Origin of the sequence: Cohnella sp. GbtcB17 (genome assembly GCF_019091135.1) — a bacterium.
In the GTDB taxonomy this organism is placed as follows: Bacteria; Bacillota; Bacilli; order Paenibacillales; family Paenibacillaceae; genus Cohnella.
Genome location: NZ_JAGXJW010000005.1, coordinates 87,567 through 112,682 on the forward strand (window position 1 = coordinate 87,567; position 25,116 = coordinate 112,682).

General features: G+C 63.3%; 22 protein-coding genes. 17 read left to right on the forward strand and 5 right to left on the reverse strand.

Annotation, left to right across the window (positions count from 1 at the left end):
• Window positions 1-50: 50 nt before the first annotated feature.
• From def to spoVM, 9 genes are all read left to right on the forward strand, one after another.
• A complete protein-coding gene (gene def, locus KVT38_RS03760; RefSeq protein WP_217592356.1) occupies window positions 51-542 on the forward strand; it encodes a peptide deformylase in 492 nt (163 codons plus the stop codon).
• Window positions 543-548: 6 nt separating this feature from the next.
• Complete coding sequence (fmt, locus tag KVT38_RS03765) at window positions 549-1,505, forward strand: methionyl-tRNA formyltransferase (protein ID WP_217592446.1); 957 nt, start codon at window positions 549-551, stop codon at window positions 1,503-1,505.
• An 804-nt stretch (window positions 1,506-2,309) separates the two neighbouring features.
• On the forward strand, window positions 2,310-4,001 hold the full coding sequence (gene rsmB, locus KVT38_RS03770) for a 16S rRNA (cytosine(967)-C(5))-methyltransferase RsmB (RefSeq protein ID WP_217592357.1): 1,692 nt from the start codon (window positions 2,310-2,312) through the stop codon (window positions 3,999-4,001).
• 201 nt (window positions 4,002-4,202) lie between these two features.
• Complete coding sequence (rlmN, locus tag KVT38_RS03775) at window positions 4,203-5,288, forward strand: dual-specificity RNA methyltransferase RlmN (protein ID WP_254638958.1); 1,086 nt, start codon at window positions 4,203-4,205, stop codon at window positions 5,286-5,288.
• Window positions 5,289-5,290: 2 nt separating this feature from the next.
• Window positions 5,291-6,061: a Stp1/IreP family PP2C-type Ser/Thr phosphatase gene (locus tag KVT38_RS03780; RefSeq protein ID WP_217592448.1), complete on the forward strand. Its 771-nt coding sequence runs from the start codon at window positions 5,291-5,293 to the stop codon at window positions 6,059-6,061.
• A complete protein-coding gene (gene pknB / locus KVT38_RS03785) occupies window positions 6,058-8,265 on the forward strand; it encodes a Stk1 family PASTA domain-containing Ser/Thr kinase (RefSeq protein WP_217592358.1) in 2,208 nt (735 codons plus the stop codon). Before KVT38_RS03780 ends, pknB begins: the two co-directional genes overlap by 4 nt.
• A gap of 3 nt (window positions 8,266-8,268) precedes the next feature.
• Complete coding sequence (rsgA, locus tag KVT38_RS03790; RefSeq protein ID WP_217592359.1) at window positions 8,269-9,216, forward strand: ribosome small subunit-dependent GTPase A; 948 nt, start codon at window positions 8,269-8,271, stop codon at window positions 9,214-9,216.
• A gap of 3 nt (window positions 9,217-9,219) precedes the next feature.
• Window positions 9,220-9,867, forward strand: a complete 648-nt coding sequence (rpe, locus tag KVT38_RS03795; RefSeq protein ID WP_217592360.1) for a ribulose-phosphate 3-epimerase — start codon at window positions 9,220-9,222, stop codon at window positions 9,865-9,867.
• A gap of 155 nt (window positions 9,868-10,022) precedes the next feature.
• A complete protein-coding gene (gene spoVM / locus KVT38_RS03800) occupies window positions 10,023-10,103 on the forward strand; it encodes a stage V sporulation protein SpoVM (RefSeq protein ID WP_040711006.1) in 81 nt (26 codons plus the stop codon).
• 277 nt (window positions 10,104-10,380) lie between these two features.
• Here the strand turns inward: spoVM and rpmB are convergent, their stop codons facing one another.
• Window positions 10,381-10,569: a 50S ribosomal protein L28 gene (gene rpmB, locus KVT38_RS03805; RefSeq protein WP_090115426.1), complete on the reverse strand. Its 189-nt coding sequence runs from the start codon at window positions 10,567-10,569 to the stop codon at window positions 10,381-10,383.
• 184 nt (window positions 10,570-10,753) lie between these two features.
• Between rpmB and KVT38_RS03810 the strand changes: the two genes are divergently transcribed.
• From KVT38_RS03810 to KVT38_RS03830, 5 genes are all read left to right on the forward strand, one after another.
• A complete protein-coding gene (locus KVT38_RS03810) occupies window positions 10,754-11,113 on the forward strand; it encodes an Asp23/Gls24 family envelope stress response protein (protein WP_090115427.1) in 360 nt (119 codons plus the stop codon).
• A gap of 108 nt (window positions 11,114-11,221) precedes the next feature.
• Window positions 11,222-13,054 (forward strand): DAK2 domain-containing protein, encoded by a 1,833-nt coding sequence (locus tag KVT38_RS03815; RefSeq protein ID WP_217592361.1) that lies wholly within the window; start codon window positions 11,222-11,224, stop codon window positions 13,052-13,054.
• A gap of 18 nt (window positions 13,055-13,072) precedes the next feature.
• The gene (locus tag KVT38_RS03820; protein ID WP_217592362.1) at window positions 13,073-13,945 is read left to right on the forward strand and encodes a DegV family protein; all 873 of its coding nucleotides are present in this window, start codon (window positions 13,073-13,075) and stop codon (window positions 13,943-13,945) included.
• Between the two features lie 43 nt (window positions 13,946-13,988).
• Window positions 13,989-16,058 carry an ATP-dependent DNA helicase RecG gene (recG, locus tag KVT38_RS03825; protein WP_217592363.1) on the forward strand — a complete coding sequence of 690 codons (2,070 nt, stop codon included), beginning with the start codon at window positions 13,989-13,991 and terminating at the stop codon, window positions 16,056-16,058.
• Between the two features lie 90 nt (window positions 16,059-16,148).
• Window positions 16,149-16,436: a stage VI sporulation protein F gene (locus KVT38_RS03830; protein ID WP_217592364.1), complete on the forward strand. Its 288-nt coding sequence runs from the start codon at window positions 16,149-16,151 to the stop codon at window positions 16,434-16,436.
• Window positions 16,437-16,981: 545 nt separating this feature from the next.
• Here KVT38_RS03830 and KVT38_RS03835 read toward each other — a convergent pair.
• The 4 genes from KVT38_RS03835 to KVT38_RS03850 form a co-directional block, all read right to left on the reverse strand.
• Window positions 16,982-17,671 (reverse strand): SOS response-associated peptidase, encoded by a 690-nt coding sequence (locus KVT38_RS03835; protein ID WP_217592365.1) that lies wholly within the window; start codon window positions 17,669-17,671, stop codon window positions 16,982-16,984.
• A 205-nt stretch (window positions 17,672-17,876) separates the two neighbouring features.
• Complete coding sequence (locus KVT38_RS03840; protein WP_217592366.1) at window positions 17,877-18,410, reverse strand: YhjD family protein; 534 nt, start codon at window positions 18,408-18,410, stop codon at window positions 17,877-17,879.
• Window positions 18,407-19,666: a DNA polymerase IV gene (locus KVT38_RS03845; protein WP_217592367.1), complete on the reverse strand. Its 1,260-nt coding sequence runs from the start codon at window positions 19,664-19,666 to the stop codon at window positions 18,407-18,409. Before KVT38_RS03845 ends, KVT38_RS03840 begins: the two co-directional genes overlap by 4 nt.
• Window positions 19,656-19,862, reverse strand: coding sequence for a hypothetical protein (locus tag KVT38_RS03850; protein ID WP_090117551.1), 207 nt, complete (start codon window positions 19,860-19,862; stop codon window positions 19,656-19,658). Before KVT38_RS03850 ends, KVT38_RS03845 begins: the two co-directional genes overlap by 11 nt.
• Before the next feature lie 420 nt (window positions 19,863-20,282).
• On the opposite strand from KVT38_RS03850, the gene KVT38_RS03855 reads away from it, so the two are divergent.
• From KVT38_RS03855 to KVT38_RS03865, 3 genes are read left to right on the forward strand one after another with little or no spacing between them, the layout of a single operon-like run.
• Window positions 20,283-23,075, forward strand: coding sequence for a beta-galactosidase (locus tag KVT38_RS03855; RefSeq protein WP_217592368.1), 2,793 nt, complete (start codon window positions 20,283-20,285; stop codon window positions 23,073-23,075).
• Window positions 23,076-23,108: 33 nt separating this feature from the next.
• Window positions 23,109-24,104 (forward strand): ABC transporter permease subunit, encoded by a 996-nt coding sequence (locus tag KVT38_RS03860; RefSeq protein ID WP_217592369.1) that lies wholly within the window; start codon window positions 23,109-23,111, stop codon window positions 24,102-24,104.
• Between the two features lie 23 nt (window positions 24,105-24,127).
• On the forward strand, window positions 24,128-25,033 hold the full coding sequence (locus KVT38_RS03865) for a carbohydrate ABC transporter permease (RefSeq protein ID WP_217592370.1): 906 nt from the start codon (window positions 24,128-24,130) through the stop codon (window positions 25,031-25,033).
• Window positions 25,034-25,116: the final 83 nt, after the last annotated feature.

Consider the following 25,116-nt stretch of genomic DNA (forward strand, 5'->3'; position numbering starts at 1 on the left):
CATGTTTACCGGCATTTTAGATTAGATATAGACTGAAAGGTGGGGATGGCATGGCGATCCGACTGATCGTGAAGCATCCTGATGACGTGCTGCGCGAGAGAGCGCAGGAAGTGACGAAGTTCAATGCCAATCTGCACAAGCTACTCGACGATATGGCGGACACGATGTACGATGCCGACGGGGTCGGTCTGGCGGCGCCGCAGGTGGGCGTCTCCAAGCGCGTGATCGTGGTCGACGCGGACGAGGAGCACGGCCTCATCGAACTTGTGAATCCGGAGGTCGTCTCCTCCGAGGGCGAGCAGTTCGGACCGGAAGGCTGCCTTAGCATCCCGGGCCTTCAAGGCGATGTGCGCCGTCCGCTCAAGGTGAAGGTCAAGGGGCAGGACCGCAACGGCAACCCGGTCGAGTTCGAGGGGACGGAGCTGCTCGCAAGAGCGTTTTTGCACGAGATCGACCATCTGAACGGCGTCCTGTTCATCGACCTCGCCGAATCGATCTACGAGCGCCGCGCGCCTGAGCCGGCCGAAGAGGGCGAGGCGTAAGGCATGATCCGAATCGTATTTATGGGAACGCCGGACTTCGCCGTGCCTTCCTTGCGGCTGCTGCTCGAGCGCGAGGACGTCGAGGTTGTCGCCGTCGTCTCCCAGCCGGACCGGCCCAAGGGGCGCAAGCGCGAGCTGACGCCGCCGCCGGTGAAGGCGTTCGCGCTGGAGCATGGGCTGCCGGTGCTGCAGCCGGAGCGTATGCGCGCGCCGGAAGCGGTCGAGGCGGTACGGGAGCTTGCGCCCGACCTGATCGTGACCGCGGCGTACGGGCAAATTTTGCCCAAGTCGCTGCTCGACATTCCGCGCCTCGGCTGCGTGTACGTGCACGGCTCGCTGCTGCCGCGCTACCGCGGCGGGGCGCCGATCCAGCGCTCGGTCATCGACGGGGAAAAGACGACCGGTGTGACGTTGATGTTCATGGCGGAAGGCCTCGACACGGGCGATATGATCGCGCGCGTCGAGCTGCCGATTACCGACGCCGACACATCGGGCACGATGTTCGACAAGCTGAGCGTCGCCGGAGCCGAGCTGCTCGGCGAGTGGCTGCCGCGGCTGATCGCCGGCGACGCGCCGCGCGAGCCGCAGGACGACGCGCTGTCGACATACGCGCCCAATCTGACGCGCGACGACGAGCGGCTCGACTTCGGCTCTACGTCGCGTGAGTTGTTCGATCGCGTGCGGGGCTTGTCCCCGATGGCGGGCGCGTTTACGATGCTCGGCGGCGAGGTGTTCAAGGTATGGGGCATCGCCGTACCTTCGGAGGCGGACGCGAAGCTTAAGGCGGACTGGCAGGCGGCCGCGCCCGGCACGGTGCTGGACAGCGGCGCCTTCGGCATCCGCGTGCGCTCCGGCGACGGCAGTGTCGTGCTGACGGAGGTGCAGCCGGCGGGCAAGAAGCGGCTGTCGGCCGCGGACTACGCGAGAGGGGCCAGGCTGGCTCCGGGAACGACGCTCGGTTAACCGTTAACCGGGCGTCGTTTTTTTATGCTATGGGATGGCGTGAGGTGGCTGAAGGTCCTGGGAGTGGGAGAAAAACGGGTCCGACTCCCGCTGGCGTGTGCCGCGGAGGTCTTGGCTATCAACAAATCGACCCGACTTCCGCTCGCATGTGCCCTAGAGGTCTTGGATAGGAACAAATCGCTTCGACATCCGCTCAGATGTGCCGCAGAGGTCTTGGATAGCAACAAATTGGTCCGACATCCGCTCACATGTACCACATAAGTCTTAGATAGCAACAAATCACCCGACTCACGCCCCTATGTGCTGCAGAAATCCTGAGTAGAAACAATCGCTCCGACTTAACCCCCGTTAGCCGCCAAAGGTCCTGGGTAGAAACAAATCCATTCGACTTCTGCTCGCATGCGCCGCAAAGATCTTGGATAAAAACAAATTGCCCCGACTGACACCTGTGTACTCCGTAGAAGTCCTGGACAGAAACACATGAGTTTGCTTGTGGCCGCGTTTCGAATAAGTCGTCTTGATTGGAAACAATGCAGGCTCGGCGAATGGGTACTGCTCTCAATTGTTACCGCTCTCCCTACGTCCTCCGCAGTTTCGTCCGTGCGCCGATAAATGCGCTTCCCCTCCCCCATGATATCTCATACATGCGAGATTTTGGCTATTCAAATGAAGCTTTGCGCACTTTGTGCTATATTTGAATGCATGAAAAGAGAGCGGCGCGAGCGGGCATGCTGGAAATAGGCAGAAACGCGCATCCGTCGTCTCGCCGAGCGCCCGAAAGGGAGCAGATCGAAGAGGTGTGAAATGAGTCAACCTATAAATCCGAATCAACCGCCGAAGTCGGCTTCGCCAAGCCGGGCAAACGGGAAACCCGCAGGCTCGAGAGGCAGGCCTTCGGGTGCGCGGGGAGATGGCGGGGGAGCGTCCGGTCGGGGAGGACAAGGCCGTTCGAGCAAGGAGCAGCGGACTAATCCCGAGCGACAGCAGCCGGCAACGACGCAACGGTCCAGCCCTGGGAGGCGACCGGCAGTCGAGGCAGGACCCGCATCGGCGCCGCGGACCGGCCCACGGTCTGGACAGCAGCAGGGCCGGCGACCGCCCGTCGGCGCCCAGCCTTCCCCTCCGCCGCGCAAGCCGCAAACCGCGCGCGAGGTGGCGCTGCGGGTGCTGCTGCGCGTCGAGGAGCAAGGTGCCTTCAGCGGCCTGGAGCTCAACCGCGTGCTGACCGATGCCGGCCTGTCCCGCCCGGACGCGGCGCTCGCGACCGAGCTCGTCTACGGCACGATCCAGCGTCGCCTGACGATCGATCACGTGCTGGCGGCCCGCGTCAAGGGCTGGCCGAACAAGGTCGAGCCGTGGGTCCGCTGCCTGCTGCGCCTGAGCTATTATCAGCTGCGCTGGCTCGACCGCGTGCCGGCGCACGCCGTCACCGACGAGGCCGTGCGCATCGCCAAAAAGCGCGGCCACGGCGGCATCGCCGGCCTCGTGAACGGCACGCTGCGCGCCCTGCTGCGCGAGGGCGTGGCGCCGCCCCTGCCGGCCGGGCTGCCCCCGGCCGAGCGGCTCTCGCTCGCCCACAGCTATCCGCTGTGGCTGGCCGAGCGATGGGTCGCCGCCTACGGCGAAGGCGGCGCCGAGGCGCTCATGGCGGCGGGCAATGAGCCGCCGCACATGTCCGTGCGCGCGAACCGGCTGCGCGGCACGCGCGACGCGCTGCTCGCGGAGCTCGCGAGCGCGGGCGTCTACGCCGAGCCGTCGAAGCTGTCGCCCGACGGCATCGTGGCTGCTCGCGCCGGCAGCCTGGCGCACACGCCGTGGTACGCGTCCGGCCGCTTGTCGGTGCAGGACGAGAGCTCGATGCTCGTGGCCGCCGTCTGCGATCCGCAGCCCGGCATGAACGTGCTGGACTGCTGCGCCGCGCCCGGCGGCAAAGCCGCCCACCTGGCGGAGCGGATGGGAGGCGAGGGCCGCGTGACCGCGAACGACGTGCATCCGCACAAGGAAGCGCTCATTCGCGAGCAGGCGGACCGGCTCGGCCTGCCGAACGTCGTCACGACCGTCGCGGACGCGCTCTCGCTGCCCGAGCGTCTTGCGCCGGGATCGATGGACGTCGTGCTGCTAGACGCGCCGTGCTCGGGGCTGGGCGTCATCCGGCGCAAGCCGGAGATCAAGTGGAACAAGGCGGCGGACGATATCGCGAGCCTCGCTGCGCTGCAGCGCAGGCTGCTCGATTCGGCTTCGCGCATGGTGAAGCCGGGCGGCCGGCTCGTGTACAGCACGTGCACGATCGCACCGGAGGAAAACGAAGAGGCGGTGCGCGATTTTCTGAGCGCCCATCCGAACTTCCGGCTCGACCCGGCCTGGCCCGATGAGACGCTTGCGCCGCTTCGCGACGCCGGCGTCGTGGACAGCAGCTTCGCCGGCATGGCGCAGCTGCTGCCCCAGCACTTCGGCAGCGACGGCTTCTTCATCGCGCGGCTCGTCCGGGCGGATTGACGGCCGGCGTTTTCCGATATCGCAATGTCTCCCGACCCGAGATGACCGCGTTCGCTTACAATTATAGAGCCGAGCGTCCTCGGCACTTTGGCAGCAATCGCGCATGCGCGGCCGGCAACGGCTCCTTTTCGGCGCAATGGGCCGCCTTCTACTGCGAAGGCGGCGTTTATGGTAAAATAGAGCGAATGGTGGTGACTATCCTTGATTGGATTAAAAAATAAAGATTACGTTCCCGCAGACGGGAAACCGTTTATTTACGACTATACGCTGGATCAGCTCCAGGACTGGGTGAAGTCCGCGGGAGAGCCGGCATTCCGCGCAGGCCAGATTTACGACTGGCTGTACGTGAAGCGGGTAAGCACGTTCGAGGACATGACGAACTTGCCGAAGGCGCTGCGCGAGAAGCTCGCGGACGCCTTCAACTTCGTCACGCTGACCGAGATCACGAAGCTTCAATCGAAGGACGGGACGGTCAAGTTCCTGTTCGGCCTGGCCGACAATCACGCGATCGAGACGGTCATCATGCGGCACAACTACGGCAACAGCGTCTGCGTGACGACGCAGGTCGGCTGCCGGATCGGCTGCACGTTCTGCGCTTCGACGCTGGGCGGCCTGAAGCGCAATCTGACGGCCGGCGAGATCATCGCGCAGGTCGTCAAGGCGCAGCAACTGCTCGATCCCGAAGGCGAGCGCGTATCGAGCATCGTCATCATGGGCTCGGGCGAGCCGTTCGAGAACTACGAGCCGACGATGACGTTTCTACGGACGATGACGCACCCGAAGGGGCTGAATATCGGACAGCGTCATATTACCGTATCGACAAGCGGCATCGTGCCGAACATTTTGAAGTTCGCGGACGAGAATACGCAGATCAACCTGGCGATCTCCATCCACGCGCCGAACGACGAGCTGCGCTCGAAGCTTATGCCGGTCAACAGACGGTATCCGTTCGAGGAAGTGATGAACGCCTGCAAGTACTATATCGAGAAAACGGGGCGCCGCATCACGTTCGAGTACGCATTGATCGGCAGCGTCAACGACCGTCCCGAGCATGCGGAGCAATTGGCCGAGGTGCTGCAGGGCATGCTGTGCCACGTGAACCTGATTCCCGTCAACTACGTGCCCGAGCGGGATTACGTCCGCACGCCGCGCGACGATATTTTCGAATTTCACCGCATTCTGGAGCGAAGGAACATTAATGCGACCATCCGCAGGGAGCAGGGGCACGATATCGCGGCGGCATGCGGCCAGCTGCGGGCGAAGCATATGGAGAAGCAGGCGAGGTGACGGTGTTGAAGACCGCTGTACGGAGTCATATCGGACGAGTCAGGCAACTGAACGAAGACAGGGCTTGGGTCGGCACGACGCCCGGCGGCCTGACGGCCGCCGCGGTGGCCGACGGCATGGGCGGACACAACGCGGGCGACGTCGCCAGTACGCTGGCGATCGACAGCCTGTCGAAGTCGCTGTCCGCATGGGAAGGCGTCATCTCGGCTATCGAGGCGGAGGAAAAGCTCAAGGCGATCGTGCTTGCGGCGAACGCTGCCGTATTCGAAGCCGCCTCGACGCAGCCGCAATATCATAACATGGGCACGACGGTCGTCGTTGCCCTCCTTGACGAGCGGGAAGGGCTGATCGGCCATATTGGCGACAGCCGCGCCTATCGGGTCAGAGGGGGCGCCATCGAGCAGCTGACGGACGACCATACGCTCGTCAACGAGCTGGCCCGATCGGGCCAGCTCAGCCGGGAGGAGGCCGCGAACCACCCCCGGCGCAACGTACTTACGCGCGCGCTCGGCACCGACGCGGACGTGTCGGTCGACCTGCAGCGGATCGATATGCTGCCGGGCGATCGCCTTTTGATTTGCAGCGACGGCTTAAGCGCCCTGGTAGACAAGGCACTCATACTCGATACGATGAATACCGAAGGCGTCACTCTGGATCAACGCGCCGACCGTCTCATCGCGCTGGCGCTTACCGCCGGCGGCGACGACAACGTGACGGTCGCCCTCATCGAATACGAGGCGGAGACCGTGACGCGGGATGGAGGGACGCCATGAGCACGATCGGACATTTGCTCGGCGGCAGATACGAGCTGCTCGGCCGCGTGGGCGGCGGGGGCATGGCGCTCGTCTACAAAGCCCGCGACATACTGCTGAACCGGTTCGTCGCGGTCAAGGTGCTCAGGCAGCAGTTCATGCACGACGACGAGTTCGTGCGCCGCTTCCGGCGCGAAGCCCAGTCGGCGGCTGCGCTTTCCCACCCGAATATCGTGAGCATCTACGATGTGGGTCAGGAAGAAGACACCCATTATATCGTCATGGAATATATCGACGGCGCGAACCTGAACGAGATCATCCGCGAGCGGGCGCCGCTGGAGGTGGGCGAGGCCGTCCGCATCGCGTCGCAAATATGCGACGCGCTGGACCACGCGCATCACAACCAGATCATTCACCGCGACATCAAGCCGCACAACATTCTGATCGGATCGAACGGCCGGGTGAAAGTGACGGACTTCGGCATCGCGCGCGCCGCGACATCGTCGACGATCACGCAGACCGGCTCCGTAGTCGGCTCGGTCCATTATTTTTCGCCCGAGCACGCCAAAGGTGTAGCCACCGGCGAAAAGTCGGACATTTATTCGCTCGGCATCGTCTTGTACCAGATGCTGACGGGCCGGCTTCCTTTTCTCGGGGAAAGTCCGATCAGCGTCGCGCTCAAGCATCTGCAGGAGCCGTTCGAGGACCCGCGTCTTGTGAATCCGTCGATTCCGCAAAGCGTGGAAAACGTAATCCTGCGGTCGATGCGCAAAAATCCGCTCGAGCGCTATGCCTCCGCGCAGGATATGCTGGACGATCTGGCGACGTGCCTGCAGCCTCAGCGGCTGAACGAGCCGAAGGTGCGCTTCCCGAGCGATGCGGACGAGGAGGAGCAGACGCGCGTCATTCCGGCGATCCGGCCGGAGATGCGTTCCTCCGCCGAGGAGACGCTCGCCGGCAAAAGCGCCGGAAAAAACGGACGGGTGGAGGAGCAGCGGGCGGAGAGCGGCGCTCCCGAAAAGCGCAAGCGCAAAAAATGGGTGCTGCCCACCGTGTTCGGCATCATCGCCGCCATTTTGATCGCGATCCTCATCTGGGCCATCTTCGCGCTGAAGGGACAACTGGTATCTCCCGACGTGCAGGTGCCGACGGTCGTGAACAAGACGCTCGAAGCTGCGACCGCGGAGCTAGAGAAGGCCGGACTCAAGGTTGCGGACCCGGTCCTGTACGAGCCGAGCGATACGGTGGACAAGGATCTCGTCATCAGGCAGAGCAAACAGGACATGCCGGTCAAGAGCGGATCGCTCATCACGTTGACGGTGAGTCTGGGCAAGGAGCTGCCGACGCTCGACGATTATACGGGCAAGCTGTACGACGACGCCGTCGAGGCGCTGAAGGCGCAAGGGGCTCAGGGCGACAACATCAAAAAGAATGAGCAATTCGACGACGAGACGCCCGCGGGCACGGTGCTCAGCCAGTCTCCGGCTCCGGGGGCGACATACGATCCGGAAAAGGATACGATCACGCTGAACGTCAGCAAAGGCCCAGAGTCGTTCCCGATGCCGAATCTGATCGGCATGTCGTTGTCCGAGGCGCGGTCGGAGCTTACCAAGAGCAATCTGTCGCTGCCGAACGACAAGGTGCTGCAGGAGCCGAGCTACACGACGAAGGGCAAAGTGTTCAAGCAGTTCCCCGCCGAGCAGAACGAGCTCGTGACGCCGGGAACGGAAGTGACGATCTGGATCAGCAGCGGCTACCCGGCGGACGCCAAGGAAAAAACCTGGAACGTCACGGTATCGCCCGCGGTCGAGGGGCAGACGAGCACGATCAAAATTTTGCTGACCGACGCGCGGGGCGATAGCGAATGGGGCACGAAGAAGATCAAGACGACGCAGACGTTCCCGATCAACCTCGTCGTGTCGCCGGATAAGGAAGGCCAGATTACGGTATATCGGGACGATCAGTTCCTGGATCGGATCAAGGTGCCGTACGCGGACGTAGAGCAGACGCCGGATCCTACGCCGACGCCGCCCGAGGAGACGCCGACGCCGCCGGCCGATACGCCGACGGACGGGACGATCGAGCAGCAGCAGACGAACGAAGACACGCCGCCGGAAGACGGGCCAGGCAACGAGAATGCATCCGTAGGCGCGGCTAACGGCAAAGATAAAGGCAAAGGTCCGGACAAGGATAAAGATAAAGGCCCTGGCAAAGGACGCGGCTAACCGATGAAAAAAAAAGACAACGGCGCAGCGCGTCCGACCGCCCATGAGCGCGAAGGCATCATCGTCAAGGCGCTTAGCGGCTACTATTACGTAAGCGACGAACAACTCGGTACGACGATCCAGTGCAGGGCGCGCGGCATCTTCAAAAAACGCGGAGAATCCCCGCTCGTCGGAGATAGGGTCGTCTATGAGGAAACGGAAAACGGAGAAGGCGCGGTTAACGGGATTTTGCCGAGGACGTCGGAGCTTGTGCGGCCTCCGGTAGCGAACGCGGATCTGGCGGTGCTCGTGTTCTCCGTCATCCGGCCCGAGCTGAACCTGCAGCTGCTCGACAAGTTTCTCGTTCATATCGAGCACGCGGGACTGGATTCGCTGATCGTGCTGACCAAGCTCGACGCGGCGGAGCGGTCCGATGACGCAGGGCGAATCGGACGCGATATCGACGATGCGGTGGCGCTCTACGAAGGCATCGGGTACCGGGTGCTCGCGGTCAGCGCGCGCCAGGGGACGGGGCTCGAAGAGCTGCGCGGGTTGCTGGCCGATCACGTCAGCGTGTTCGCGGGCCAATCGGGCGTCGGCAAGTCCTCGCTTCTCAACGCGCTCGTGCCGGGGCTGAAGATGGAGACGAACGATATCAGCGAAAAGCTCGGCCGCGGCAAGCACACGACGCGTCACGTGGAACTCGTAGAGCTGCCGAGCGGGGGCTTCGTGGCGGATACGCCGGGGTTCAGCCAGCTGGATTTTCAGGAGCTCGGCATCGACGAGATCGGCTCGTGCTTCCGGGAGTTCCGGGAGCTGGCGCAAGGCTGCAAGTTCAGGGGCTGCACGCATGTCCACGAACCCGGCTGCGCCGTGCTGGCCGAGCTGGAGGCGGGAGGCATCGCGGAGAGCCGATACCGCCACTACAAGGAATTCATGAACGAATGGAAAGAAAAACCGCGGAGGTACTAGCACATGGCAATTATCGCACCATCGATCCTGTCGGCCGACTTCGCTCGGCTCGGCGAGGAGGTTCGTGTGGCGGAAGCCGCCGGCGCGGACTGGATTCACATCGATATTATGGACGGGCAATACGTGCCGAACCTGACGTTTGGGCCTCCCGTGGTCGCGGCGATTCGCTCCTACACGGCATTGACCTTCGACGCGCATCTCATGATCGAAACGCCGGACCGGCTGCTCGCGGACGTCGCCGCGGCCGGCGCGGACCGGATCACGGTGCATGCCGAAGCGAGCACGCATCTGCACCGGACCGTGCATGCGATTCGCGAACTCGGGAAGGGAGCAGGCGTCGCGCTTAATCCGCATACGCCGCTGTCCGTGCTCGACTACGTACTGGACGACGTCGATCTGATCCTCATCATGACGGTCAATCCCGGCTTCGGCGGACAATCCTTTATTCACGGAATGCTCTCTAAGATTCGCGCGCTTCGGCAGACGCTCGTCGCGCGCGGGCGGGGCGACGTCCATATCCAGGTGGACGGCGGCATCAACGCCGAGACGTCCAAGCTCGTGCGCGAAGCGGGCGCGGACGTGCTAGTCGCCGGCAATTACGTGTTCGGGCACGCGGATCGCGCCGCGGCCATCGCTTCGCTCAGGGACTGACTTCGGTCGGTCCCTTTCCTTTTGCCCGAGGAATAGGACAACTCCGCGCGCGCATACACATTTATCAACAGCGCGCGCCTTCGGGCGCTGCGCCGCCCCATGCAAGGCCCGTAGGGCCGCGGGCAACGCATCGGACCGGAGGAGGGGTGGGAACGATGAAGTTTTACACCATCAAGCTGCCGAAGTTTTTGGGCGGATTCGTCAAAGCGATCCTGAATACGTTTCAGAAAAGCTGATGCCTCCCGGGTGATGGATCCCGCGGCCTTGCAAGGCTCGTGTACCCGTCCCCGGTACGGGCAGCCCCGCCATCGGCGGGCGATCCGGGAGCTTCGCGGCGCCCTGCGCCGGCTGCGGCCGGCGGCCCGGGCGAGATGCCGCTTTTGCGGCACGTTTTATGATGAACGATTAACGCGAGTCTTCCGCATAGGGGAGGCGCGGTAAAACAAAAAGCACCTGGAGGTCCAGGTGCTTTTGCCATGGGCTGTCGTCCGCCGAGGCGAACGGGGCAGTTAATTATACGCGAACGACTTTGCCGGACTTCAGGGCGCGAGTGCTGACGTATACGCGCTTCGGCTTGCCGTTAACCAAAATGCGAACCTTCTGCACGTTCACGCCCCAAGAGCGTTTGTTATGATTGTTGGCGTGGGACACGTTGTTGCCGGAAGCCGGCTTCTTCCCCGTAATATAACATTTGCGAGCCATGTAAATCCACCTCCCTGACCAGACCTTGCACACACTTTTCCTATCATAACACAGGCCTAGTCGGCTTGCAATGTCATCGCTCGACTTCAAACCGATTCTTTTTTATAGTACAATGGGAAAAGGTTCACCCATGGAGCCGTCTATAGCGGACGGCGTTCGAGAACCGCCAAAGGAGCGTGTGGCCATGCCTATGCAGCTATCGACGGAAAACGGCAAAATCGACGTGGCCGATCAGGTCATCGCCGTCATCGCGGGTTCGGCGGCGCTCGACTGCTACGGCCTCGTCGGTATGGCCTCCAGGAAGCAATTGAAGGACGGGATCGCCGAGCTGCTCGGCCGCGAGAATCTCGCGCGGGGCGTCGAAGTGCGCCGCGAAGGGGAGGAGCTCCATCTGGATCTGTACGTGATCGTGAGCTACGGCACGAAGATCTCGGAGGTCGCCCACAACATCCAATCCAAAGTCAAGTACGTGCTGGAGGAAGTCGTCGGGATTGCCGTGGACCGCCTGAACATTTTCGTTCAGGGCGTGCGCGTCATTCGCTAGGCGAAGACCGGATCGTAACCACTTGCGCGATTATCCGATCTCACCTTGGCTTGCCGGGCTCTCCTGCCGGAGAGGCCGGCGTCGCGCCTTCGAAAAGGGGAATTTTCATTGACTACGAGGCTTTTAAACGGAAGCGACTGGACGGCCATGGTGCTGGCCGGCGCGGAGCGACTCTCGCAGCAGGCGGAGCTGATCAACGCGCTGAACGTATTTCCCGTCCCGGACGGCGATACGGGGACCAACATGAACTTGACGATGACGGCCGGCGTGGCCGAATTGAAAAATAAACCTTCGCCCGACATCGGCCGCGCTGCGGAAGTGCTGTCGAAGGGGCTTCTGATGGGCGCGCGCGGCAACACGGGCGTTATTTTGTCGCAGCTGTTCCGCGGGTTCGCCCGCGCGATCGCCGGCCAGCGGGAGATCACCGTGCCGCTGTTCGCCGCCGCCTTAAGGCAAGGAGTTGACACCGCTTACAAGGCGGTGGTCAAGCCCGTCGAGGGGACGATTCTGACCGTCGCGCGCGAAGCGGCGAAGCATGGCGAATCGATCGCGCGGCGCACCGAGGACATCGCCGAGTGGATGGCCGAGGTGCACGACAAGGCGGCCGAGACGCTGGCCCGCACGCCGGATATGCTGCCGGTGCTCAAGCAGGTCGGCGTCGTCGATTCCGGCGGTCAAGGGCTCGTCTGCATTTATGAAGGGTTCGTACAGTACCTGAACGCGGAGCTGGGAGGCGTTGCATCGGCTCCGTACTCGGTCGGCTGGACGGCGTACGCGCCGGTCGCCTCCGCTTCGGCTTCGTCCGTCCCGGCGCAGGGAGCGGTCGCCTCGGCTCAGGCGTCGTCGTCGTCGGCCCAGGCGAGAATTGCGACCGAGTCGATTCAATTTCCGTACGACATGGAGTTTTTTATTCGCCTGCAGGGGCGCACTGCATTTTCCGAAGCATCCTTTCGCAGAGCGCTCGAGCGGGACGGGGATTCGATCATTCTGATCGCCGACGGCGATATCGTGAAAGTTCACGTGCATTCGCGCCGTCCGGGAGACGTGCTGAACGCGGCGATCGCGTACGGCGAGCTGACGAACTTTCATATCTTGAACATGCGCGACCAGCACCGCGAGCTGCTGCATCCGGCGCCGGGCGCGGAGCCCGCCGGCGAGACGGCCGATCCGATGGGGCTCGAGGCGGCGTCGGGCATTCCCGACATGCCGGAGCTGAGAGCGGCGGAAGCAGCTTCGCAGGCGATCGAACCGGCGCATCCGGTCGCCTTCGAGATGGCCGACTACGGCGTCGTCGCGGTCAGCGTAGGCGCGGGCAACGACGAGCTGTTCCGCAGCCTCGGCGTGGATGCGATCATCTCCGGCGGCCAGAGCATGAACCCGAGCACGGAGGATCTGGTGCAGGCGATCTCTTCGCTCGCGGCCGACCATATCTTCGTTCTCCCGAACAACTCGAACATCCTGATGGCCGCGAAGCAGGCGCAGGAGCTGGCCGACCGTCCGGTGACGGTCGTGCCGACGCGCAGCATTCCGCAGGGATTGGCGGCGATGCTCGCGTTCCAGGAGGAGCAGCCGGCGTCGGTCAACGAGGATCGCATGCTGCGGGCGATCGACCGCGTGCTGACCGGCTCGGTCACCCGCGCCGTTCGGGATACGGTCATGGACGGCATCGACATTCGCGGCGGCGAGTATATCGGCATATTGGACAAACAGATCGTCGCCTCGGAGGCGACGGTGGCGGATGCCGCCAGAGGCCTGCTTGCGCGGATGCTCGCAAACGGCGACGAGACGGTCATGCTGCTGTCGGGCGAAGGCGCCGAGGAAGCCGATACCGCCGAGCTCGTCGCTTGGCTGGGCGAGGCTTATCCGGAGGCGGAAGTGGAACGGCATGAGGGCGGACAGAATTTGTATCCGTACCTGATTATGGTGGAAAAGTCGGATTAGACGCGGGAGGTGGCTCAGATGAGCAAGGTTGTTTTGGTAACGGACAGCACGTCGGACATCCCGCCGGCGACGCGGGAGCGGCTCGGTATCGAGATGGTGCCGCTGCGCGTCATCTTCGGCGAAGAAAGCTACCTGGACAACGTGACGCTTTTGCCCGCTCAATTTTACGACAAGCTGAAAAGCTCGAGCGCGCTGCCGACGACCTCGCAGCCCTCGCCCGCCCAGTTTCTCGAAGTGTACGAACGGCTTCTCGCCGAGGGCCATTCGGTCGTGTCGGTTCATCTGTCCTCGGCGATGAGCGGCACCTATCAGTCGGCCACGATCGCAAGGTCGATGCTGGACGACGACAGCAAGGTGACCGTCATCGACTCGCGGTCGGCTTCTTACGGCTACGGCGCGCTGGTCGTATCCGCCGCCGAGGCGGCCGCGCGGGGAGCGTCCCTGGCGGAAGTCGAGGCCGAAGTGCTGCGGCTGCGCAAGGAGATGCGGCTGTACTTCCTCGTGAATACGCTCGAATATTTGCAAAAGGGCGGCCGGATCGGCAAGGCCGCGGCGATCTTCGGCACGCTGCTTAACATTAAGCCGATCCTGACGATCGGCGACGACGGCGTGATTTTCCCGATCGACAAGGTCCGGGGACAGAAGCGCGCCGTCGCGCGGGTCGTCGAGCTGCTGGAGTCCGACTTCGGGGCGGGGGCGGCGATCGATCTCGCCGTGGTCGATACGCCCGGCGACACGGCGGCCGCTGACGATCTCGTCGAGGCGCTCCGGGCCCGGTTTAACGTCGCCGGCTTCCACCGCTCGGAGATCGGATCGGTGATCGGCACGCATGCCGGTCCCGGCACGGCAGGCTTGTTTGTATTTCCCGCCGGCTCGGGCCATATCGTCTAAGGACGATCGTTCGGCAGGCGGCGCGATTCGGAGTTGATGGAGGATGGCCGATCGTTCGGCAGAAGAGACGGATCTGTTCGCCATACCGGTCACGAAGATCAAAGGCGTGAGCGCCCCCAAGGCGGGGGAGCTTCACGCCTTGGGTGTTTCTACGGTCGGCGAGCTGATCGAATATTACCCGTTCCGCTACGAGGACTATCGGCTGCGGCCGCTGGTCGAAGTGAAGGACGGGGAGAAGATCACCGTGCAGGGGCGGATCGAGACGCCGCCGTCGCTGCAGCGGTTCGGCGGCAAGTCGCGGCTGCTCTGCCGAGTGACGGTGGAGGGAATGCTGCTGACGGCCGTCTGGTTTAACCGCGCGTTTCTGAAGGATCAGATGGAGGTCGGGCGGGATATCGTTCTGACGGGCAAATGGGACCAGCGGCGGCGCCAGCTCACGGTGGCGGAGTCGGAATTTCCCGACAAAGGCGCCGGCCGCACGGGGACGCTGCAGCCGGTGTATTCGATCGGCGGCAGCCTGACGCAGGCGTGGATGCGCCAGCGCATCGAGCTCGCGCTCGCGCAGTACGGCGCGATGATCCCGGAGCTGCTGCCGCCGGAGCTGCTCGACCGGCATCGTCTCATGCCCCGGCGGGAGGCGATTCACCGGATTCACCGGCCGGAAAATACGCACGAGGGCCAGGAGGCCCGGCGCCGCATGGTATACGAGGAGCTGTTCCTGTTCGAGCTGCGGCTGCAGGCTTATCGCGCGATGAACCGCAAGGCGCCCGACGGCATCGCGCACAAGATCAGCAGCGACGACATTCGTGCGTTCGCGGCGAATCTGCCGTTCGAGCTGACCGAGGCGCAGAAGTCGGTCGTCAACGAGATTACGCGCGACATGAAGCGGCCGTACGCGATGAACCGGCTGCTGCAGGGCGACGTCGGCTCGGGCAAGACGGTCGTGGCCGCGATTGCGCTGTACGCGACAGTGAAAGACGGCTGCCAGGGGGCGCTGATGGTGCCGACGGAGATCCTGGCGGAGCAGCACGCCAAGTCGCTCGGCCGACTGTTCGAGCCTTACGGCATTCAGGTCGCGCTGCTCACCGGAAGCCGGGGGACGCGGGAGCGGCGCGACATTTTGGCTTCGCTGCAGATGGGCCTCATCGACATCGTGATCGGCACGCACGCGCTCATTCAGGAGGACGTCTTCTTCCGGCGGCTCGGGCTCGTCGTGACGGACGAGCAGCATCGCTTCGGCGTCAATCAGCGCAGCATTTTGCGGCGCAAGGGGCTCAATCCTGACGTGCTCATGATGACGGCGACCCCGATCCCGCGCACGCTCGCCATTACCGTGTTCGGCGACATGGACGTGTCGACGATCGGGGAACGGCCGAAGGGTCGCAAGCCGATTCTGACGTATTGGGTCAAGCACGACAAGATGGATCGCGTGTTTGGCTTCATTCGCCGGGAGGCGGAGCTGGGACGGCAAACGTTTTTTATCTGCCCGCTCATCGAGGAGTCGGAAAAGCTGGATGTGCAAAACGCGATCGATCTCCATATGCAGCTGCGGCAGGCGATGCCCGAGCTTGCGATCGGGCTGCTGCACGGGCGGATGACATCGGCGGAGAAGGACGAAGCGATGGGGCGGTTCGCGGCCGGCGAACTGACGGTGCTCGTCTCGACGACGGTCGTCGAGGTCGGCGTCGACGTGCCGAACGCTACGCTGATGATCGTCATGGACGCGGACCGCTTCGGACTGTCGCAGCTGCATCAGCTGCGGGGACGGGTTGGGCGAAGCGACCATCAGTCTTACTGCGTGCTGATCGCCGATCCGAAGTCCGAGAATGGACTCGAGCGGATGCAGGCGATGACCGATACGGACGACGGCTTCGAGATCGCGCGGAGGGACCTTGAGCTGCGGGGGCCGGGCGAGTTTTTCGGGACGAAGCAGAGCGGGGTGCCGGAGTTCAGGCTGGCGAACCTGATGAACGACTTCGAGACGCTCGAGCAGGCGCGCGACGACGCGGCCGCGCTCACGGCCGAGCCCTCGTTCTGGACGGCGCAGGCTTATGCGGGGCTGCGGGAGTACTTGCGCCGCGAAGCGCCGGACTACAGCGAGCCGCTGGATTAGGCGTTTCTTTGCGGGACGATGAATTGCGCTGACATTTCCCTTCGGCTGCCGCATACAATATAGGAGCCTCGCGAAGGGAAGTGGGCAGCCGTGAGTTGGCAAAAGTTCGGCATCCGGCCGGATCTGGTGGAACGCGTCAAGGTGAAGATGAAAAATCCCGCCACGAAGGATAGAATCAAGGCGCTGCTGGACGGCGTGACGAAAAGCGATCTGCAGGACCGCGCTAAAGTAAAGCGTCTCGTCAAGTCGTCCTCCAAAGTGCTTAGCGAGCCGCTGAGCGATCTGCAGGAGGAGCAGATGGTGAACTTCGTCATCGCGCAGAAGATCGATCCGAAAAGCACGCTCCATCTGATCAAGCTGTGGGCGATGTTCCGGTAGCGGGCGGTGGAGGGACAGATCGGCGGATCGCCTTCTGAATAGCAGGCGATGCGTGGCGTGGCCGCCTCAAGAGGCGGATCGCCTTCTGTATAGCAGGCGATGCGTGGCGTGGCCGCCTGAAGAGGCGGATCGCCTTCTGAATAGCAGGCGATGCGTGGCGTGGCCGCCTCAAGAGGCGGATCGCCTTCTGTATAGCAGGCGATGCGTGGCGTGGCCGCCTCAAGAGGCGGATCGCCTTCTGAATAGCAGGCGATGCGTGGCGTGGCCGCCTCAAGAGGCGGATCGCCTTCTGTATAGCAGGCGATGCGTGGCGTGGCCGCCTCAAGAGGCGGATCGCCTTTTGTATAGCAGGCGATGCATTGGATAGCGGCCCCAAGGGGCCCATCGCCTTCTGTATAGCAGGCGATGCGTGGTGTGGCCGCCCAATGAAGCCGGTCGCCTTCTGTATAGCAGGCAATTCCGCTGCTGGCGGCCCTCAGCCCAAAAAGACCCTGATTCCCGGCATAATGGCGGGAATCGGGGTCTTTTGTCATTCGTACGAGCCCTTAGAACAGCTCGCTCTGTTCGTCGTCCGGCACGAGGCAGCCGGGATCGTCGTTGGCCACGTTGCCGACCCGGCGATTGGCCCGGTCGACGACGAGCTCCGCCGGGTCCAGCGGGATCGCCAGCTGCAGCACCTGCTCGGGACGCTGGATGCCGCGATCGAGCCACGCCGCCTCGGACCGCCGGTCCAGGATGATCGGCACGCGATCGTGGATGTCCGCGAGATGTCCCTGTGCCGGCGCGGTCAAGATGGCGCATGTGCTCAGCTTCGATCCGTCCGGACCGGTCCACGATTCGTAGATGGCGGCCATGCTGAACAAGGTGCGGTCCTTGCGGCGTATGCGCATCGGGCGCTTGCCGTCCGCGGTCTGCCGCCATTCGTAATAGCCGTCGGCCGGGACGAGACAGCGCTTGCGGCGCAGCGCCTCCCGAAAGGCGGGCCGCTCGGCGACGGTCTCGACCCGGGCGTTCAGCATCTTGCCGCCGACCTTCGGGTCCTCGGCCCAGGGCGGCACGAGTCCCCACTTAAGCAGCCCGAGCCGGTTGCGGGTGCCGTCGCTTACGATCGCCGGCACCAGCTGCCCGGGTGCGATATTGTACCGGGGGCCGTAGGGCGAGCCGGCGGCATCGTCGGCCGCATAATAAGCGAGCAGCTCCTCGAACGAAATCGTAATCGTATAACGTCCGCACATGGCGTTTAACCCTCTTTCTTTTCGCGCCAAGACAATCCTCTTCGGGAAGTAGTATACCGCAAAGGCGGCATCATGCGAAGGAGGGGGACGAAAAGCGCCGGGAAACGGCGGAGCGCAGCAGAGGCGTACACGATGGGCGGCGCGAGCCCGATTCGGCGGACGCATGAATTCGCGGCGGGACGGCTGCGTCGACGAACGAAGCGCGTTAAGTCGTCCCTTTGGCGGCGACGGGGGAACGGCGTGTCTCCCGCGCTTCCTTGCTGTCGAGCAGCCGCAGATGCCGCGTGATCTCGCCCAAGTACCGCGCGAGCTGCACGCTGATCTCCGAGCGGAGCACCTCCCGCACGATGCCGAAGCGCTCCTCGTACCCGCGGCAGACGTAGCGATGGTAAATGACGAGGTCGACCTGTTCGTCGCTGTTCAGCAGCCGGATCCGCCGGCTGCTCAGTTCCCGGCGCAGCTCGTGAAGGTCCCGGGTGATGAGATTGAGCACGACTTGAGCGCCCGTCAGCGTCACCCGGCTCAGCAGATTGCCCGAGCGCTCGCCCTCGTCCATGGCCCGCTGCACCATCGTCAGCATATGCGGCAGCACGATGGCGTCGCGGATCATCCGCAGTTCGTCGGCGGTCGGGTGGCCGGTCGTCTTGGGGGAGACGGCATGCTCTTCTTCGTATTGTTCGTGATGTTCGGTGAGCAACAGCTTGGCGTTCCAGCGGTCGTTGCCGTCGAGTTTGCTCATTTGTAGTGTCCCCCGATCTGCTCGGCCCGTTCCCGTGCCACGCCGGCCTCCAGCAGCGAGGAGGCCCGCATGATGGCGTCGCTGCCGTAGCGGTCCTTGATATAGTCCGTCGCCCGCTCCATCCGCAGGATCGCCTGCCGGTCCTCGAACAGGTCGAGCTGGTCGACGCCTTCGTCCGACAGCCCGCCGAGCGAGATGGTCAGGCGGCTGACCGGCATGCCGCTCCAATGCTCGCGGAGCAGCTTCAGCGCCGCTGCTGCCACCTCGTGCGTGAGCGCGGTCGGCTGTAGCAGCTTGGTCTGGCGTCCGAACCAGGACGAGCGCGTCCCGTCCGTCTCCGCCGCCCCGACCGAGACGACGCTGCCTCTGCACTTGTGCCGGCGCGTGCGGCGGCATACCTCGACGACGAGCTCGAGCAGGACGACCTCGATATCCTCGAGCTTGCGGTACAGGCCGCTGCGCAGCGCCTTGCCGTGGCTGATCGACTTGAGCTTGTGGCGAATGCCGGCGACGACCGGGCTCGGATCGATGCCGCGTGCGGTCTGCCAGTAATACTCGGCCTGGATGTCGCTCTGCTTCTTCATCTCGCGGCGCATCCGCCGTTTGAAGTCGCCCAGCTCAAGACGCGCGATGTCTCCGATCTCGGCGAGGCCCATCCGGGTGAAATGGCGCGTCATGCGGGAGCCGACCATGAACATGTTGTGGACGGGGAGCGTCCAGAGCGTATCCTTCAAATTGTCGAAGGACAGTCCCGCTACGCCCTCGGGGGATTTTTTCGCATAATTGTCCAGCGCCATCTTCGCCAGAATCTTCGTCGGGCCGACGCCGACGCGGACATTGATATTGGTGGAGAGCTTCACGTGATTCTGGATCAGCTCGGCGATCAGCTCCGGGGGCCCGTAAGCGGGGATCGAGCCGGTGACGTCGAGGAACTGCTCATCGATGCTGTACGGCTCGACCTGATCGGTGAACGCTTCGTAGATCTGCGTCATGAACAGCGAGATGCCGATGTAGGTCTGCATCCGCGGGCGGATGACGATCAGATCGGGACACTTGGCGAGCGCCTCGCCGACCCGCTCGGCCGTCGTGACGCCCTTGGCCTTGGCGATCGGGCAGGCGGCGAGGATGATGCCGGATCGCCGGGCCGGATCGCCGACGGCGACCGGCTTGTTCATCAGGCCGGGATGCCGCGCCTTTTCGATGGAGGCGTAAAAGGACTGCCCGTCGATCAGGAAAATCGTTCGCTCATGAGGCATGGTGCTTCACCGGCCTGGCGCCGAGAATGCGGCTCGCCGACAGCGTGCGGAACGCGCGCTTCCCCCAATCGAGCACGCGCACCTTGCCCCCGCGTACCGAGAATACGGCGACGACCCGCTGCGTGAAGCGTCCCTTGCTGTCCTCGTAAATGATTTCCACGCTTTGCCCGACGTACTTTTCGATGTTGACCGGCATGGCGACTCCTCCTTGTGCCTCGGAGAGACGAGGTTAATTTCAGAACATTTGTTCTTATATTAATACGAACTAGCGTTCCCTTACAAGGGCTAAATTATACCGGTTGTCCGACATGGCCGTAGCGAATCGTGGGTGGCGTCAATATATATGACCCCTAGGTGAATCTCAACTCTCGAGTCGGTTCCTTCGTTGTCGGGCAGTTCGCCTTGCCGGAACGCACCGTATCCTTGACCGGCCTGCTGGCGCCGGCGGAGGCTGCGGATTTTTTTGTGCGTACGCGCGGGCGAAGGCAATCATCAAAGTCGATAGTTTTTTACAGCAAATCGGTGTTTTGTTTAATGAATCGTAAATTGTAAGCGTTTAATATTTGAAATAGAAACCGGTTACATGATAGCGATTACACTTCGGAAGGAGGATCTTATGACGGCGCAAACGCGGAGCGAATCGCAGAGCGAATCGCAAGTAAGGCTCGGGCCGGACCGAGTGGCGATCAACGGGAGAAGCGAAATCTTGTTATGCGCATCGTTGTTTTACTTCCGTATTCCGAGCCCGCTTTGGCGTGAGCGGATGGAGCAGCTGAAGGCGTTCGGCTATAACGCGATCGACGTGTATTTTCCTTGGAACCATCATGAGCAGGAGGAGGGCATCTGGGATTTCACCGGCGAGCGGGACGTTGCCGCCTTCCTCGCACTTGCCGCGGATGCGGGATTGCGGGTCGTCGCAAGACCCGGGCCCTATATCTGCTCCGAATGGGACGGCGGCGCGCTGCCGGCATATCTGCTGGCGAAGGACGGCATCCGCCTGAGAGACAACGATCCGGTGTTCCTGTCCCACGTTGCCCGCTGGTACGACAAGATCCTGCCGCTGCTGAAGCGCTTCGAGCTCGGCGCGGGCGGTACGGTCGTCGCCGTGCAGCTGGACAATGAGCTCGACTTTTACAGCTGCGCGGACCCAACGGGCTATATCTCGGCGCTGCGCGATCTGGCGCTCGGCCACGGCATCCGGGTACCGCTCGTCGCCTGCGCGGGGCAAGGCGGGCTGACCGAGGCCGGCGGCGACGCGGAAGGCGTCTTGCCCACCTGCAACTTCTATCCGGACAACCGCGATCCCGAATTCGAGACGCTCGCGCTGGCGTACAAGCGCGAACTGACGCTGCGCGGGCTGCCGCTGCTCGTCACCGAGACGAACCGGAGCCACTTCCTGCTGAGGAGGCTGCTGTCTTGCGGCGTCAAGCTGCTCGGTCCCTATCTTCAAGCGTCGGGGACGGACTTCGGCTTCACGAATGCGATCAACAATTGGGGCAAGCCGATGGCCTTCATGACGTCCGACTACGACTTCGGCGGCATGATCTCGCCGGAGGGCCATGTGCGGGAGGAAGCCTACGAGGGGAGGCTGCTCAGCCGGGTGCTTCGCCTCTATGGCGAGGATCTCGCCGAAGCTGCGCCGCTTGATGCCGACGAGACTTCGGACGCGGCGGAGCGACTTGAATGGCGGGAACGAGGCTTCGACGCGGGACCTTACCGCCTGGGCCTTCGAGGCGGCGGACGGCTCGTCTTCGTTTCGGACACGACGCGGGAGCTGTGTCTCATGCTGCCCGAAGCGGTGAGCCTGTCCCCATGGGGCGTGGAAGGAGCGATCTTTTCCTCGACGGCCGAGTTATGCGAGGCAGCCGGCGGAGAGGATGACTGCGTGCTTGTCTTCCATACGGCGGAGGATGCGGACGGGAAGGTGTCGCTGGAGTTCGCCGAGCAACCGACGGTCGTATCGGCCGAAGGGGCCGACGTATCCCTGACGGATACCGGATGTGTGATTGCCTTCGGCGGCCATATCCGAGCGTCTTGCGAATTAGCCTGGGATGACGGCCGGCGGCTGAACGTATTCGGCATTCCGAGGCGGGACGCGCTCCTGCTCGAGGGGATCGACGCCGATCGGCGTCAGCTGACGTTCGGGACGCCGCCGGTTGATCCAGCAGGCTCGCCGGCGCTTGATCTGCCGTGGCATGCGAGCGAGATCGAATCGCATCTGCCGCTGCCTGCGGCGAGCGCCGCAATGACCGAAGGTTATGAATGTTTGGAAAAGAGCGGCATTTATCGCGGATTCGCCTGGTATTCATACACCGCTGCCGGTGGCGGCGTGACGCACGGAGTGGATTCGGTATCGCCTCGGCCGCTTGTGGGACTCCTCGCCGCAGGCGCCAGCGATATCGTGTCGCTCTACGTGGACGGCGACTACGCGGGCACGGTCGTGCCGGCCGGCGCAAGCCGCTACCTGCCGCTGCCTGCAGGCCGGTCGCCGGTCGAGCTCGCCGCCCGGGTCGAGATCTGGGGACACGCCAACTTCGACGACCCGCGCCTGCCGGCGCTCCGGCTGCACGCGACCAAGGGAATCCGGGGCTTGACGGCGGTAACGTCGGAGCGCGATCTGTCCAAGGGCTGGCGCTATCGCCGGACGACCGACCCTTCGCCCGATCCGGCACGGGTCACGGCGGACGCGGACGACGAACGCTGGCCGATGGCCGGCTTCGGCGGCTGGCATCCGAACGATCCGAGGACCCTCGAGTACTATCGCCGCACGGTGACGTTCGAGCCCGGCTTGGACAGCCGGACGCTCTGGGTGCCTGGGCTGGAGAGCCGTCTGACCGTATTCGTCGACGGCGCGAAAGCGGGCACGTTGGAGCCGGGTGATCCATGGCTATCGCTCGCGCCGTGGATCGGGGCGGAAGGAGGCGCGCGCCAGCTGACGCTCGCGCTGGAACGGCGCCTCGGCGTCGCGGCCGGCAAGCCGGTGCTGCTCGAGGGCGGCAAGGCCGTCCTCGGCAGCCTCCGGTCGGCCGGGGAGCGGGAACTTCTCGCTTCCGCGTCGCTCGCGGAGCCCGATGCCGCGCATGCGGAATTCCCGTACGCGCTTGAATCCGGCGGCGTTGCCTGGCTGTATGCTTCGCTGCCCGATGCAGGCTCCGGCCGCGGATGGCGCGCGACCGCGGATGGCGTCTGTCTCAAGCTGACCGCGTTCGCCGGAGACCGCCTCGTCGGCAGGCTGTGGCTGCCGGGCGGCGATGAGCGCCCTGCGATGAGCGGCGGGAGCCCGGACAGCTTCTATATTCCCGGGGCGTGGCTGCAAGAGGCAGCGGACCGGCGCCTGCGGCTGCTCGTCGAAGCGGTCGTCCCGGGTCAGCCGGGAGAGCTGCGCGCGCTCAGGTTCGCGGCCGTATGATCCGTTAATCGCCGACAAAAGGAGTGGATCCATATGAACGTATCGAACGCAGCGGCGGCGAACGATCCCGGACCGGCAGCCGGAACGGCAACGCCTGCGCCCAAGACCAAGCGACGCTCGTCCTTGCGCACGCTGCTCGCCAACCGCACGCTGCTGCTCATGTGCCTTCCGGCCATCGCCTTCTTTCTGATTTTCTCCTATTTGCCCATGCCCGGCCTGTATCTCGCCTTTATCCAGTACAACTACACGGCCGGCATCTTCAAGAGCCCGTTCGTCTGGTGGGACAACTTCCGCTTCCTCGTCATGACGGGCGACCTGTGGCGGCTGACGTTCAACACGATCGCGTACAACGTCATGTTTATCCTGCTGGGCAACGCGCTCCAGATTTCGGTCGCGATCTTCCTGAACGAGCTGCGCAGCAAGTGGTTCAAGAAGGTGTCGCAATCGCTCATGTTCCTGCCTTACTTCATCTCCTTCGTGCTGATCGGCCTGATCGCCTACAACATCCTGAGCTACGATTACGGCCTGCTTAACGGCTTCCTGAAGATGATCGGCGCCGACCCCGTGAAGACGTATTCCAATCCGCACCTGTGGCCGTTCATCATCGTCGTCACGTATTTGTGGCAGTCGACCGGCTACGGCTCGATCGTCTACTTCGCCGCCGTTATGGGGCTCGATTCGGAGATCGTGGAGGCCGCCGAGATCGACGGCGCGAACGCGCTTCAACGGATCCGCTACATCGTCCTGCCCTGGCTCAAGCCGACGTTCATCATCCTGCTGCTGTTTTCACTCGGCGGCGTGCTGCGGGGTAACTTCGGACTGTTCTACAACCTAGTCGGCGCCAACAACTCGTCGCTGTATGCCACCACGGATATTATCGAGACTTACGTATTCCGCTCGCTCATGACCAACTTCAACTTCTCCATGGGCAGCGCGGTGAGCCTGTATCAGTCGGTCTTCGGATTTTTCGTCGTGTTGAGCGCCAACTGGCTAGTCAAGCGAGTGTCTCCGGACAACTCTCTCTTCTAGAAACGCGAAAGGAGTGATCGGCTATGTCGGCACAGCGAACGGCCATCAAGGTGGACGGCTCGACCTTGCTGGTCCGCATCCTCGGCTACGGGTTCATCGGGGCATTTGCCCTGGCCTGTTTCCTTCCGTTTATGCTCGTCGTGGGCACGTCGTTCACGAGCGAGAGCTCGATCGCGAGGCACGGGTTCAATATCTGGCCCCGCGTGTTCAGCACCTTCGCCTACAAGATCGTCTTCGAGAACCCCGACCTGATCATCGGGTCCTATTGGGTCACGATCGGCATCACCGTCGTCGGCACGGCTGTCGGGCTGTTCATCGTCGCCATGACCGGTTACGCGCTGCAGCGGCCCGACTTCCACTACCGCAACCGGATTTCCTTTTTTATCTATTTCACCACGCTTTTCTCCGGCGGCCTCGTCCCGTTCTACCTTCTCGTCAACCAGTATCTGGCGCTTAAGGACAATTATCTTGCCGTGCTGCTGCCGGGTCTGCTGTCTCCTTTCCTCATCATCATGATGAAAAGCTTTGTCCGCTCCATTCCGCACGCCATCACGGAGTCGGCCAAGATCGACGGCGCAGGGGACTTCACCATCTTCCTGCGGCTCATCCTGCCGATGACGACGCCCGCGCTCGCGACGATCGGTCTGTTCATTGCGATCGGCTATTGGAACGAATGGTACAACGCGATGCTGTTCCTGTCGCCCGACATGAAGTACCGCACGCTGCAGCTGTTTCTGTACGGCGTCGTGACGAGCGCGGACTTCATCAAAAATTCGTCCGCGGCCTCCAACGTGGATCTGAGGGATCTGCCGCTTGAATCGATGAAAATGGCAACGGCCGTCGTCGCGACGGGGCCCGTCATCCTGCTGTACCCGTTCGTACAGCGTTTCTTCATACAGGGCATCACGGTAGGCGCGGTCAAAGGATAATGATGTGTCGGGAGGCGGCAAGCAGCGCGTCCTTCACATAGCAGCGATTCGCAAGTCGTCCAATTATAACGAAGGGGAGGCAA